The 12,575-nt window shown below is 42.5% G+C and carries 15 protein-coding genes and 3 tRNA genes; 2 read left to right on the top strand and 16 right to left on the bottom strand.

Annotation, left to right across the window (positions count from 1 at the left end; genetic code table 11):
- Position 1: 1 nt before the first annotated feature.
- From MKX60_RS25280 to MKX60_RS25250, 7 genes are all read right to left on the bottom strand, one after another.
- The gene (locus tag MKX60_RS25280; RefSeq protein ID WP_076284060.1) at positions 2 to 805 is read right to left on the bottom strand and encodes a type II secretion system F family protein; all 804 of its coding nucleotides are present in this window, start codon (positions 803 to 805) and stop codon (positions 2 to 4) included.
- A gap of 22 nt (positions 806 to 827) precedes the next feature.
- Positions 828 to 2,069 (bottom strand): CpaF family protein, encoded by a 1,242-nt coding sequence (locus MKX60_RS25275; RefSeq protein WP_076284059.1) that lies wholly within the window; start codon positions 2,067 to 2,069, stop codon positions 828 to 830.
- A complete protein-coding gene (locus MKX60_RS25270) occupies positions 2,062 to 3,225 on the bottom strand; it encodes a hypothetical protein (RefSeq protein ID WP_076284058.1) in 1,164 nt (387 codons plus the stop codon). The genes MKX60_RS25275 and MKX60_RS25270 overlap by 8 nt, the downstream gene beginning before the upstream one ends.
- Positions 3,226 to 3,411: 186 nt before the next feature.
- Positions 3,412 to 3,846 (bottom strand): DUF6526 family protein, encoded by a 435-nt coding sequence (locus tag MKX60_RS25265; protein WP_076284057.1) that lies wholly within the window; start codon positions 3,844 to 3,846, stop codon positions 3,412 to 3,414.
- A 36-nt stretch (positions 3,847 to 3,882) separates the two neighbouring features.
- Positions 3,883 to 4,791, bottom strand: coding sequence for a copper amine oxidase N-terminal domain-containing protein (locus MKX60_RS25260; protein ID WP_341061337.1), 909 nt, complete (start codon positions 4,789 to 4,791; stop codon positions 3,883 to 3,885).
- A 74-nt stretch (positions 4,792 to 4,865) separates the two neighbouring features.
- On the bottom strand, positions 4,866 to 5,285 hold the full coding sequence (locus tag MKX60_RS25255) for a thiol-disulfide oxidoreductase DCC family protein (RefSeq protein WP_076284055.1): 420 nt from the start codon (positions 5,283 to 5,285) through the stop codon (positions 4,866 to 4,868).
- 93 nt (positions 5,286 to 5,378) lie between these two features.
- Positions 5,379 to 5,657 (bottom strand): hypothetical protein, encoded by a 279-nt coding sequence (locus MKX60_RS25250; protein ID WP_042124803.1) that lies wholly within the window; start codon positions 5,655 to 5,657, stop codon positions 5,379 to 5,381.
- 339 nt (positions 5,658 to 5,996) lie between these two features.
- Here MKX60_RS25250 and MKX60_RS25245 point away from each other — a divergent pair, with 339 nt between their 5' ends.
- Positions 5,997 to 6,476 carry a glutathione peroxidase gene (locus MKX60_RS25245; RefSeq protein ID WP_042124801.1) on the top strand — a complete coding sequence of 160 codons (480 nt, stop codon included), beginning with the start codon at positions 5,997 to 5,999 and terminating at the stop codon, positions 6,474 to 6,476.
- A 199-nt stretch (positions 6,477 to 6,675) separates the two neighbouring features.
- On the opposite strand, the gene ltrA is transcribed toward MKX60_RS25245, so the two are convergent.
- The 4 genes from ltrA to MKX60_RS25225 form a co-directional block, all read right to left on the bottom strand.
- Positions 6,676 to 7,938, bottom strand: coding sequence for a group II intron reverse transcriptase/maturase (gene ltrA, locus MKX60_RS25240; RefSeq protein ID WP_076284154.1), 1,263 nt, complete (start codon positions 7,936 to 7,938; stop codon positions 6,676 to 6,678).
- A 187-nt stretch (positions 7,939 to 8,125) separates the two neighbouring features.
- Entirely contained in the window at positions 8,126 to 8,287 is a 162-nt protein-coding gene (locus MKX60_RS25235) for a hypothetical protein (RefSeq protein WP_179085742.1), read from the bottom strand.
- A 268-nt stretch (positions 8,288 to 8,555) separates the two neighbouring features.
- Positions 8,556 to 8,638 (bottom strand) — tRNA-Leu (locus MKX60_RS25230).
- An 83-nt stretch (positions 8,639 to 8,721) separates the two neighbouring features.
- Positions 8,722 to 9,087 (bottom strand): helix-turn-helix domain-containing protein, encoded by a 366-nt coding sequence (locus MKX60_RS25225; RefSeq protein ID WP_076284054.1) that lies wholly within the window; start codon positions 9,085 to 9,087, stop codon positions 8,722 to 8,724.
- 228 nt (positions 9,088 to 9,315) lie between these two features.
- Here MKX60_RS25225 and MKX60_RS25220 point away from each other — a divergent pair, with 228 nt between their 5' ends.
- Positions 9,316 to 9,939 (top strand): hypothetical protein, encoded by a 624-nt coding sequence (locus MKX60_RS25220; RefSeq protein ID WP_076284053.1) that lies wholly within the window; start codon positions 9,316 to 9,318, stop codon positions 9,937 to 9,939.
- A gap of 75 nt (positions 9,940 to 10,014) precedes the next feature.
- Here MKX60_RS25220 and MKX60_RS25215 read toward each other — a convergent pair.
- From MKX60_RS25215 to MKX60_RS25195, 5 genes are all read right to left on the bottom strand, one after another.
- A tRNA-Leu gene (locus MKX60_RS25215) sits at positions 10,015 to 10,097 on the bottom strand.
- 6 nt (positions 10,098 to 10,103) lie between these two features.
- Positions 10,104 to 10,175 (bottom strand) — tRNA-Glu (locus MKX60_RS25210).
- A 447-nt stretch (positions 10,176 to 10,622) separates the two neighbouring features.
- A complete protein-coding gene (locus MKX60_RS25205) occupies positions 10,623 to 11,081 on the bottom strand; it encodes a DinB family protein (protein ID WP_076284052.1) in 459 nt (152 codons plus the stop codon).
- A 234-nt stretch (positions 11,082 to 11,315) separates the two neighbouring features.
- Entirely contained in the window at positions 11,316 to 11,921 is a 606-nt protein-coding gene (locus tag MKX60_RS25200) for a class I SAM-dependent methyltransferase (RefSeq protein ID WP_076284051.1), read from the bottom strand.
- Between the two features lie 48 nt (positions 11,922 to 11,969).
- Positions 11,970 to 12,395 carry a GNAT family N-acetyltransferase gene (locus MKX60_RS25195; protein WP_076284050.1) on the bottom strand — a complete coding sequence of 142 codons (426 nt, stop codon included), beginning with the start codon at positions 12,393 to 12,395 and terminating at the stop codon, positions 11,970 to 11,972.
- Positions 12,396 to 12,575: the final 180 nt, after the last annotated feature.

The following is a 12,575-nucleotide window of genomic DNA, read 5'->3' as shown; positions in this document are numbered from 1 at the left end:
TTCACAGCGGAATGTCCATTATTTTAGTAGTCCAGAGATAACATAAAAACAAAGCTACTAATGCAAGCGTCGATATGGCTATACCCGCTCCTGTGTACATGGGCTGCATATAGTCTCCTGCAGTCAAACTCATAAAGATCACCATAATTAGTGGAGATATTAACAGCGCTTTCGCTTCGAATTTCTTCTGTGAAATGCTTACAGTAATATCTTGCTGAATATCCAGCTTCTCTCCAATAATCGTAGACGTACGGCGCACTACTTCTACCAGATCGCCGCCTGTACGTTTACATACAGTGAACACGTCAGCGAACCGCTCAATATCTTCCATTCCTGCTCTTTCACTGAAATCCCGAAGCGCTTCCTCCACTGGCTGACCGTATTCCATGCGCGTACAGATAATATTTAGCTCCGAGATCATATCGCCGCCCCCCTCCGGGTCCAGCATACGTAAGTCTTGGACCGCTTCCCGGAAAGCATTCTCGACCGATCGCCCTGCTGAGAGTGAGGAAGACAATGAAAATAACGTCTGTTTAAACTGTAAATTAAGCATACTCCGGCGTCTTTTCAGCAAATAATTACGCAGCATACGAGGTGCATACAGCCCACCTGGCATAAGTAGTAACGACAGTATCCAATGATGATAAAAAAGATATCCCACTCCAAACAGCAGCAAACCACCTACTGCAATAGCCAGAGTTTTCTGTATCAAGGTCAACTCGTATACCGTATAATCCGGCAATAATGAATGGCCTCTGGAATCAGCTTTCTTAGGTTTTTCAGCAGCAAACTTAATTTTAAACACTACCTCTTCCCCCTTTTAGAATTCAGAATCCAGCCTGTGATAACGGATAGGAGGTTACACCAGCCATTCTAAGCTTTGCTGTATGCATAAGCTGGTTTGCGCAAGAAACCAGCCCTCCTTGTACCCGACCCTCTCGTTCACCGGACTCTCGAAATTCATATAGAGGGTTCAAGACCACTTCACCATCTTTCAGGCCTGCAACCTCACAAATCTCCATCACTCGCCTAGAACGATCACGGAGCCTGGATAAGTGTACGAATATATCAATCGCCGATGAGATTTGTTGACGAACAACCGTTACCGGCAGATCCGCAGCACTTAACACCATCGTCTCCAGTCGACTGACCATATCGTGCGCGCTGTTACTATGCCCTGTGGACAAGCTTCCATCGTGCCCAGTGTTCATCGCCTGTAGCATATCGAGGCATTCCGCTCCACGTACCTCACCCACAACAATTCGATTGGGTCTCATCCGCAGCGAAGAACGAATCAAATCTCGAATGGAAATCTCCCCTCTGCCTTCCGTATTCGCGTTCCTAGTCTCCAGGGAAACAAGATTTGGCACCGTTACAATCTGTAGCTCAGCAGAATCTTCTATTGTGATGACCCTCTCCTGTGAAGGGATAAACTGAGATAATGCATTTAGAAAGGTGGTCTTCCCCGAGCCCGTTCCCCCGCTTATAAAAATGTTGTATTTAGCAGCTACTAAGATTTGCAGTAGCTCTGCTGCTTCCAGGCTTAAAGCTTCACGGCTCACCAATTCATTCATCGTCATCGGCTTCTCCGGGAATTTACGTATGGTCATCGCTGGTCCCTTCAGTGAGACTGGCGGAAGTACAATATTCACACGGGATCCATCCTTCAACCGGGCATCAACGATAGGAGAGGAGTCATTTACTACCCTGTTAACACCGGATACTACCGTTTGGATAATGTCTTCCAGCCTGCTGCTGGACTCAAATTCCAAAGGAAGACGACGAATCTGACCCTCCTCTTCTATAAAAATCTCAGTATGACTATTGATCATAATCTCCGTGATCGCCGGATTATCCACTAATGGCTGAAGCACATCCAACCCTCGGAAGGAGTCAAATAGTCTCTTAACTAACTCATGCTTCTCCTGTGCTGTTAAGAAACGGAGGCTTTCACTTTCTAGAATCGTTCGTTCGATAAACCCAGTAAGTTCACGGTTTCCTACTGCAGAAGTCACATCAAGCCCTGCACGAATCTCACTACGCAGCGCCCTGAACATCTCCTCATTCATGGATATTCTTCCCTGTAAAAACTAATGGGAGTGCTGGCTCTACAATCCGCTTGCACAACTGCAAGATCTCCTGCTGAAATTGTGGAGAGTTCAAAAAGAGCTCCTCACGGTGTTGCAGCGCCCATGATGGGATAAAGGGACATACGCCTTCAATGATAATTCCTTCAGGAGGCACCCACTCTTCCAAACGATCCACTGCAAAATTCACTACAAATTTACTCTTGTCCATGACATGGGGGGACATGCCAGAGTTAGGAGCGGTGCAATGCGACAGCCATCTCATAGTCTTATACATGCTTACATCATCATTTTTCAGGACCCAAAGTAGAATCCCACTTCGCTGCAGCACAGCCTTCGCACGCTCTTCCTCGATGCTGCCGGTGTCCACAATAACAACATCAAAGTTTCTCTCCGCAACCAGCCGCTCTAACAAATCCAGCGTATCTTGCAAAGTCATCTGCAGCATTTCCTTCACATTAATAACTGGTCTGAAAGCAGCAGTTCGGAGGTGATCATATCTAATGAAGTATTGTCCTAATTCAATCGTATCCGCTTCATCCTTGTCTCGATTAGCCTTTATTTCATATAGCAGTCGCTCTAGTCCAGCCGTATGACCTGTAGGGATTCTGAGAAACAACCCACTGCTGTCTACACTCTCAAGGTTCAGATAAAACACCGAAAGGCCCATTTCACCAAGCTGCTTCGCCATATTCAATGCTATCGTTGTTTTGCCTATGTTACCGCTAGCAGAGACAACCCCCAGCAACAGCGTTTCATCTAGCACAGAAGATCCTCTACCTCTCTGAACTTCACATAACTGGAGAAATGCTCCCAGGAGGGAAGGAAGCGCCTGATATTTGGCAATCATCACTCCCCCTCCCAGACTCTTAACACTCTTACCGAGATAACCTCCATCCTCACTCAAAACTGCCCATGGAACCGTGCTTTTCCCCTCTACTAGCCAAGCCTCAATAAAAGAAGAGTCCCCCACAACAGCATCCGGGATGTCCTCCCCCCTCATAAATTCGATAAAAGCATCCATTCGGCTAAAAGCCGTAATACGCAGCATTTCTCCGTACTCGCTGTGATGAAGATAGTGCAGTAATGGTTCGATATATTGACTTTCACGCACTGCGAGCACAATCCTTGCCGCCATGAAACCACGCTCCTTTCGATAAGAAGAAATCCATTATTTCCTTAAAAAAGACAGCAAAAAAAGCACCGACAATAACCGTGGATACGGTAATTGAACGGTGCTTCCGTTACTATTCCTTTAATTTACAGCTATAGTAGCATATATATATGAAGGCAGCAATAAGTTTTTTCGCACACTAGCTGGATACTATACTCTCATCTTATCTTCGCGCCAGTTCTTAATGGCAGACCGAATATCAGCAGGAATGAGCTTCTCCTTCACCGCCAGTTGACACAGTCCTGGAAACTCATCATCACCCGCATAACGTAGCGCTATAATTTGGGCTATTTCAAGCTCTGGGCTCAAGGCTTCGCCCGTCAGACGGAAATAGCGGAACTGCTCTTCCACTCTCACCACGCGGTCCTGATTTTTTGTCGCATATATACGAATTCTTGTAATCGCAAAAAGTAAGCATAAGGACATACCGAATAACAGCAATGGCACCGTTAAAGCACCATCATCACGTATCTCTTGAACAGCATAAATCGCCGACCACACAAACAAAATTAGCGCAAGCGGCATCGTCACAAAATGAAAAGGCCAATCAAAACGCATAAATCCCTTGGGCTTCCCTTTATTCATAATTCATCTCCATATTTTATATGACTTGTAGAGCGCTTAAAGCTTGGTCTCGCCGGGAATAGCCACGATAAAGGGCTTGTTACCCTCCCAGTTCAGCGACTTCCCTGAAACTTTAGTCGTTCCATCCACATTAACGATTCCGCAAATAATCTGACTTCCCCATACACTCGTATAATAATAGGCATAGGATGGTGCTAAAACAGGAGCTTTACCATATTCCTTTGCAATGGGATGTCCGAATATCGCGGTAAAATCTTTTTTATCAGCCTCTTTCGAATTGTCCAAATCTGCTTCCCATACGACTGTTCTAATGTTGTCTTTAATCTCATAATACGATACAAAATGCCCATAGATTATGAAATATCCATCAGATCTGCCTTCAGGAAAATAATACGACATAGACAACGCTTCATTATCACCCGTTAATTGGGACGGTTCTCTTTCTTCAACCGGGAATTGTAAAGATGCAATACGGGAAACTACCAAGTCCCTACTATTATAATTCTGCACAAGCTTCGCATTTGCACGTTCCTGAACCCAGACAGTATTCGTAGTAACATCTACCGTTACTCTTGCTCCAAGAGCTTCCGCAATAAATCTCAGCGGCACCGTAACTCTTCCATCCATGATGCTAGCAGGTGCATCCAGCTGTACAGATTCGGAGTTCTTCCACGCCGTTCGAGAACCCACAGCAAGCTTAATCTTCATGGAGTCTCTAACGATCGTTACTTGCTTTGTACGGGCTTCCCACTGAATAGAAATATTCTTGAAGCTCTCAAAAGCCTTCAGCGGAACCATCGTCTGTCCAGAGACGATTTGCACGCCGTAATTCACGCTCGAATTATTCACCATTACCTTGAGCTTAGCATCTGCGGATACCGTTCCCATCGTACCTAAAGAAGCTAGCATAACTATTAATAGATAAAGTCCTGCCTTTCGCAACATCCCTTCACCCCTCGCTAAACGTCCTTAACTATACCAAATTATGGTTACATTATAACATCTAGCCAAATCCCGGATTACAAAAATCTTTGTTTGATCTCCGGTGTTGGGAGCAGACATTGCTCATCGCGCCCGAACCAACGGTAACGATTCCTTGCAACATAGCGGTAAAGGATATTCCGTATTGGGCGCGGCACTATAATGAAGATATACGCAGCAGGCCAAGGCCATCTCAATCTACGTGCAATCCGCAGTACAGCAGCCGACTCTGTATAATACACACCGTTCTCCAGCAATACAACTGTGTTCAACTGCCCAGGTTGAAGTCCAGCCTCACTCATTAGCTTAGCGGCAATTTCACTTTGTAAAGGGGCGAATAGAAATTTAGCCTTGGGATCACGCGGGATGATGAAACGAATCAAACCTTGGCAAAGATGACACACCCCATCAATCAACACAATGGACTTATTTTGCATAATGTTCAGCTCCTCGTTCATAGCTCCCCCTCCCTATAAAGATAAGTGTATCGCATATTTTGGGTAAACAAAAACGCGGGATAGAATCCCGCGCCAACATGTACCGTTCTTTAATTATTCAGCAATTGCCTTTTCAATCCATTGATCACCGATCATTTGTCCTTCGAAATCAGCAGTGAATGCCTCCATGCATTTACAGATGAAATCTTTGCGGCAAATTGGACATGGAGTTTTAAGCAGGCGGCTGATGTTCGTCATTTTCCATTCCGGAAACCGATTATAAAACGCACGGCACTCCGTTCCATCAGCAAGCTTGATAATGAACTCGTACAATCCTTCCTTATCGTTGCTGCTGGCTTTGGTCACATTCGTAATATTCGGTCTGTAAGACATCTTCATCACCCATTATTTAAATTTTTGGTTGTAAATTGCACACGCAACATATTCTCAGATACTTAGACATATTAAAGAATTTTAAGAGTGATGTCAACCAAAGACGCCTAACACGGAGGCTATTTATTGCTCTTTTCTGATCAACGCCTTTATTCAGTCATTATTTCCATAAAATATATACAGATACATTTAATTTATGATCATTCATTTTGCTGTGATTTGATAAACCGAATGGGCGTTAATGGTTCATAGAATTTTCTTATTTGGCTCACCCTCATAAATAGTGTACAATTAAATTGTGATAAATTAAAATTAGGAATTACAAAGGAGGTGGCATCCATGAGTATTTATGATTTTGAGGTCAACACTCTTCGGGGTGCAGAAGAATCATTGTCCAAGTACAAAGGTAAAGTACTCCTTGTTGTGAATACAGCTAGCAAATGTGGGTTTACGCCTCAGTATAAAGGGCTTCAGGAAGTGTACGAGAAATTTAAGGATCGTGGATTCGAAGTACTTGGTTTCCCAAGCAATCAGTTTGCTGGCCAAGAGCCTGGCGAAAGTGATGAAATTGCAGAATACTGCGAGATTAACTATGGGGTAACTTTTCCAATGTTCGAGAAGATTGATGTAAAAGGTGATGAAGCACACCCATTATTCAAATACTTATCAAAGGAAGCACCTGGTGTTCTAGGCTCAAAAAGCGTGAAATGGAACTTCACCAAGTTCCTGGTGGATCAAGAAGGCCGTGTCCTTAAGCGTTTTGCTCCTAAAACTACTCCTCAGCAGATCGAATCCTATATCTCCAAGCTTCTGAAATAATCCATTCAATAAGAAATTTTAAAAAAGGATACTGGCCACATCACTCAGCCCACTAGGTGATATGCGGTCAGTATCCTTTTGTCTTTAATCAATATACGAACATACAGCTTTCCGATTGCTCGTTAAGCAATCGAGTAGGAGGGAGCGGTGAGCCCCCGACCTCTCACACCACCGTACGTACCGTTCGGTATACGGCGGTTCATGAAATATTCCGTAGTAAGTTGTATCTGTCCATTAAGCTCTTAAGTCCATTGGTTTCCCAGTATCGGTTATTCAATGCTCGTGACAAAATTGGACTCCCTGCAATTCGCCAGTACCCTTTTCGGGTATTTCCCCACTCATCCGCTTTATCCTTGCGTACGCCTAAGGATATTAGTCTTTTGACTTTGGTTCTCGGGTTCTTCCATTGCTTCCATAGGCACATTCTTAGCCTTCTTCGTATCCACTTATCCATGTCTCGAAAGCTACTTGGTGTATCCGCTAGCGAGAAGTACCCACACCATCCCATAAGATATTGGTTTAGTTTCTGGATTCGCTCTTCCATCTTCATCGGCTTCTTTCGAGAGGTTATCTCTCGAATTCTAACCTTCGCTTTCTGCAAGGATTGCTGTGCTATCCTCACCTTTGGTTCTTGGTCCACACTAAAACTAAAACCCAGAAACTTCCGTTTCCAGGGGCGGTCTACCGCACTCTTGCCTTGGTTTACCTTGAGTTTTAGCTTCCCCTCAATGAACCCAGTGACGGATGCTTTGACTCGTTCACCTGCTCTTGGAGTTTTCACGTAGATATTACAGTCGTCCGCATAGCGCACGAATCGGTGTCCACGTTTCTCCAGTTCCTTATCCAGTTCGTCCAGTACAATATTAGATAATAACGGACTCAAGGGACCCCCTTGCGGCGTTCCTTCTAATGTCGGCTTTACTAATCCATTCTCCATCACGCCCGATTGAAGATATTTACGAATAAGTAAGAGGACCTTCTTGTCCTTCACTTTCTCCGCAATCTTCAACATAAGACGGTCATGGTGGACGCGGTCAAAGAATTTCTCCAAGTCTAGGTCGACTACGAATCGATATCCTTCTTTCATGAATTCTCTAGCTTTCCTCACCGCATCATGTCCCCGCCTTTTGGGACGAAATCCATAACTGTGCTCGGAAAACTGTGGATCGAACAATGGGGTTACCACCTGCGAAATGGCTTGCTGAAGCATTCGGTCTGTCACAGTAGGTATCCCTAACATCCGGACACCTCCGCCGTTCGGTTTCGGGATTTCGACCCGTCGTACGGGGCTCGGTTCATAGGTTCCTTCTTCTATCGCATGCCGTAGGGTTTGCCAGTTTTGTACGATGTGTTTTCGTAAGGATTTTACGGACATGCCATCTACGCCATGGCTTCCTTTATTGGCTTCAACACGCTTTAAGGCTTGCAGAAGATTTTCCCGTGACAGCAACTGCTCCAACATTTTTTTTTTTTTTTAACCTCTCTTTACGTGATTTGCATCTTCCTCTTGTGCCAAAGATGAATTCAGCCCTGCTGAAGTCCCCCACGGGATTCACCGCTTCCTTCTTCAGTTAGGTCCTTACGGATTTTTTTTTTTTGCTTTCATCACTCATCTCGAACGCCTGGATATACAAATACCTATTTCATGTTCAGCCCTTCCGCCCGTGTTGCACCACGGGGCGTACTATGGCATCTGCTGACTTCTGTACGTTCAGCTTACCTTCACAGGTAAGGTTACGGAAGTTGTTCCGCGTTCCGTACAGATCTCCCCAGGTAAGAACGCTATCTTCCTCTCCATCTATCTGCTTCATTTACTCTCGCACACCTTTGGCAGTAAGGGTTTTAGTTTGTTTAGCAACCTCACCCAACGTACGCTAGCCTTATATGAAGTTCGTGTTCCTCAGACCGAAGATTTGCCGCCGGCTTCCTTCAGATTCCACCTCACGGTGGACACCCTTGCCTTAGACTAATGGCTACTACTGCCTTCGCCATTCGGGACTTCAACCCTATAGATAGCGCCCATGCTGGGCGCACTAAAAAAGAAGCCTTGCATCGCAAGGCTTCTTTCGTCATTCTGTATGCGGTAGAGAGGACTCGAACCTCCACGGGTATACACCCACTACCCCCTCAAGATAGCGTGTCTGCCATTCCACCACTACCGCGCGGTGAGATAAAACATAAAACTTTGTTTGAGGTCAACATTCATTATTATAAATGTACTTCCCCAAAATGTAAAGGCGTTGATTTAAGAATTTTCGTCGGCCCATTTCTGCTTGCGATATTCAGTGAATGCTAGGTATTCTTTAATGAATTCCTTTTCCTCTGGAAGCAATTTATTCGTTCGATCTTCATTCAACTTTGCTTCTCCGAAATCATAGTCCTCATTGCTCTCTTTCAATATTTCAGATGTATTTCTACCTAAAATAAGCCAGTCCAGACTTACATGAAAAAAAGCGCCGATCTCAATTAATTTATGTGTTCCCGGAGTAGATTTGCCCCGCTTCCAATCCCCCATATTACCTGTGCTTATATTTAACTGCTCGCAGAATGATTTCTTGGTGAGACCTTTTTGCTTAATTAAGTACTCTATACGTTCGTATATGGTCTGCATCCGTAAACCGCCCTTCACAAAAAAATAAAAAAGACTTATTTAAGTAATTACCTATTGCAAAATAACGCAAAAAAGTATATAATTGGTGTTACTATGTATTATCCGATTATATCATATGGCTAGAGTGACGATAAGAGGCGCTCAGGTGACAAGTGTCTGATGTAATGCCGTCTGACCCCCTTAATTAACATGTCATCCCGAAGGATCTCTAGGAGGGAGCGGTGACTTTTGTCAAAATGCTTATCATCTTCCATTATCCATTCACTTGAATATCTGCCGCACAATGCAGTGGTCATCAACAGCCAAGGAGTTATCCAGTTCACCAACAGGAAGTGGAAAGCATTTAGTCATGAATATGGCCTCTCCCCTCACAAACAATGGATTGGAGCTTATTATTCGGAGCTTCTGCAAGATGTGATCATCGATTCCGATCAATGGGCCAAGCTTTATGATTCGGTGAAAATTATACTCCGCAGAGAGCAACAGATTTATACCTCTGAGTTCATCATACAAACCGCCTATAAAGGGACGCGAATCTTTCGTTTGGAAATCTATCCGCTGCTCTCTGATTATTACCTAGAAGCTGCTTTTATAATTTCTCTATATGATTTGGGTGTATTTATAGAAGGAACTAAGATGTCGGGGATCACAAGCATCTGTTCGACATGTCAGCCAACACAAGAGTTAATCCCCATCTGCGCTTCCTGCAAATCCATTCGAAATTCTAAGGATGAATGGATCAACATTGAACATTTTTTAAAACATCAGCTTTCTCTGCAATTCACCCATGATATTTGCCCAGACTGTGTCAGACAGCTCTATCCCCAATATGCAAGAGCCTTCAAGAACTAATCAACTTGTCTAACCCTATAAAAAAAAGTAAGAAAACCTCTGCGAAGCAAAGGATTTCTTACTTTTTTATTTGTATGCGGTAGAGAGGACTCGAACCTCCACGGGTATACACCCACTACCCCCTCAAGATAGCGTGTCTGCCATTCCACCACTACCGCATAATATGACCCGTATGGGATTCGAACCCATGTTACCTCCGTGAAAGGGAGGTGTCTTAACCCCTTGACCAACGGGCCTTAGCAAGGTTGTCTAACGTGACAACAAAAATTATGATACCAGAAATAATAAGACATGGCAAGCACTTTTTTTTCACACCACTTCAGCCTGTAGCATTCTTCGATTCTTCAATCATCTCTATCCATCTCTATATCCCAATCAGATCTAATTCTGACCTTTATCTCCTCATATTGTTCCCTGGAGTGCTGTGTATCTCATGAACATAAAGAAGCTTCCTTCTAGGACCATGATCCTCGAAACGAATAAGTTCAATAGAAAAATCTGCGCCACAAGACCGTTATAATAAGACATATCCCCTTGATGTGTAAACGAAAGTATAGCTGTCTGTGTAAGAACGAGGGATATTTAAGAGGCTGCTAGATTGGATATAACATTTGTCTCATTGGTACATACAAAAAAAGCTTATTCCCAACCGATAAACGGAAGGAGAATAGGCTGTAAGCTGTTCACATTTTCCCTTTTAATTCTAATTCTTTAATCTGCATCATATGGTGCCGGTCATGCGATATAAAATCCTTTAAATAGGACTCAAAGGAAAACCTTCCGTCAACATATTTTCCCGAGTATTTCCCCTCTTCAAGGCTACTTATACAATCTAATAGTAAGTTACGATACTTCATAGTCAATTCTATTAATTCATCTTTGGTTTTTGTCTTACCATATGTAACAGCATCATTATTGAATTGATCGTAATCAATAAGTTGAAGTGTTATCGCTTTATCACATGCTATCGGTTCTATCGTCGATTCATAGAAGTATTTATCCCATAATATAATATGACTAACAACATCATGAATTGTCCATTTTCCTTCAGCGATGGGTGTTTTCCAATCTAAATCAATGATTTCTAGAACAAATCCATTCCATTCCTTAAACTGATTTAGCAAGTCTGATCGGTTATTCATTGGCGTATCTCCTTTTTTATCATCATAACCCTCTTGAAAGTATCCACATTTAATTGCGAGCAATATTAGTAACCCACTTTACAAGAGATGATTTAGACATTATCAGATCTCCATCGTACTTATTAATTTACGCTAATTCCCCATAGCATTGCACATTCCTGACGTTCGAACAGCGTAGATAAACGAAGCTGTCAATCCAAGAGCTTATGGTCTGCAATGTGAATGCATTATTTGCTATTTTTTATATATGTAATCGATAAATCCTTGTCGTATCCATTCGCCTTCAAACTTTCTTTCAAACACTCGATCTTCTTTATATATTAATTGCATATCATCAAACATAGAATCCGCTTCATGATAATCATAATAAGAGTGTATTACTAATTCGTCGTCTTCCAATTGTTCATACTGATTTTCTCCCAAATCCACTCCATCGCCGACTCGAAAATCCTTAAGGGTTAAAAAATTAACAAATAATAATCCACCAGGTTTTAGCACCCGTTTCAATTCATTTATTGCTTCTTTTACATCCTGTTTTCTCATATGAAAAATAGAGTTATAAGAATACACGAAACTCATCGACTCATCACTTATTGCCAACTGTCTCATGTCGCCCTGGTGTATGTTTAAATTCTGTCCTCTTTCTGCCGCGAACTGATTAGCTCTGTTCAATTGCTCAACATTCATTTCTATTCCGTATGTAGTGTAACCATAATTCGCAAACAAACTTAGTGGAGGCGTATCCCCTCCTGCCCCACAATCTAATATGGTCTTTTCCATGCCACTTTCATTACATAATGCCAAAAATCTGTACAATGGTATTTGTTTAAAAAGCTCCATAGTTGTTTCTCTCCTTTGATTTTAGGTTAATACCTTCCTCAAGCCACCTTAATCATAGCTAAGATCCTTCTTGTAGTAAAAGTGTTTACTTCCAAGCGGAGCATCTTCGATAGTTGCAATTACTTTATATCCATATTTCTTATAAAATTCAGGCGCTTGAAAACTGAATGTATCTAATTTGATAAAAGTACATTTCTTTGCTCTGGCAACTTTCTCTGCTTCTTCCAATAATCTTTTCCCGTAACCTTGACTACGATAGTTATCATCCACCCACAAAATACTAATTTCCATCCAATTCCAACATATCGCACTATTGATACCGGCAACAATATCTCCGTTATCATCCTTCAAGCATAAATTCATCTCCTCATAAATGCCATTCGGTACTTGTTTAGAGTTAAATTCAATAAGTTTTTTTCTGACGTAATCTGTTTCTTCATTTGTGCTATAAAGTATCTTAGGATTAATCGACATAAGTTCCTCCTTGGTTTAACTCTATACATTGTATTAATTTCGTCTAACGTTTTTGAGTAATTAAACTCTATTCTATTTTCCAAACTATTTAATTGTAATTCAAGGTGACTCATAGGTCTTATTAGATACCTTATAGATAATTGATCCGTCCAGATATTCCTCAACGCACTGAACATATGG

The organism is Paenibacillus sp. FSL R5-0914 (genome assembly GCF_038004525.1).
GTDB lineage: Bacteria > Bacillota > Bacilli > Paenibacillales > Paenibacillaceae > Paenibacillus_AQ.
Note: the sequence above shows the minus strand (reverse complement) of the source record. Positions and strands in the feature narration are given on the sequence as shown.

Coding starts and splice junctions, on each gene's coding strand:
- MKX60_RS25250 (WP_042124803.1), bottom strand. CDS start 5,657: ATGTCTTACAGACCGAATATTACGAATGTGACCAAAGCCAGCAGCAAC.
- MKX60_RS25275 (WP_076284059.1), bottom strand. CDS start 2,069: ATGAATGAGGAGATGTTCAGGGCGCTGCGTAGTGAGATTCGTGCAGGG.
- MKX60_RS25245 (WP_042124801.1), top strand. CDS start 5,997: ATGAGTATTTATGATTTTGAGGTCAACACTCTTCGGGGTGCAGAAGAA.
- MKX60_RS25265 (WP_076284057.1), bottom strand. CDS start 3,846: ATGAATAAAGGGAAGCCCAAGGGATTTATGCGTTTTGATTGGCCTTTT.
- MKX60_RS25225 (WP_076284054.1), bottom strand. CDS start 9,087: ATGCAGACCATATACGAACGTATAGAGTACTTAATTAAGCAAAAAGGT.
- MKX60_RS25255 (WP_076284055.1), bottom strand. CDS start 5,285: ATGAACGAGGAGCTGAACATTATGCAAAATAAGTCCATTGTGTTGATT.
- MKX60_RS25235 (WP_179085742.1), bottom strand. CDS start 8,287: ATGAAGCAGATAGATGGAGAGGAAGATAGCGTTCTTACCTGGGGAGAT.
- ltrA (WP_076284154.1), bottom strand. CDS start 7,938: ATGTTGGAGCAGTTGCTGTCACGGGAAAATCTTCTGCAAGCCTTAAAG.
- MKX60_RS25205 (WP_076284052.1), bottom strand. CDS start 11,081: ATGAATAACCGATCAGACTTGCTAAATCAGTTTAAGGAATGGAATGGA.
- MKX60_RS25200 (WP_076284051.1), bottom strand. CDS start 11,921: ATGGAGCTTTTTAAACAAATACCATTGTACAGATTTTTGGCATTATGT.
- MKX60_RS25270 (WP_076284058.1), bottom strand. CDS start 3,225: ATGGCGGCAAGGATTGTGCTCGCAGTGCGTGAAAGTCAATATATCGAA.
- MKX60_RS25260 (WP_341061337.1), bottom strand. CDS start 4,791: ATGTTGCGAAAGGCAGGACTTTATCTATTAATAGTTATGCTAGCTTCT.
- MKX60_RS25195 (WP_076284050.1), bottom strand. CDS start 12,395: ATGTCGATTAATCCTAAGATACTTTATAGCACAAATGAAGAAACAGAT.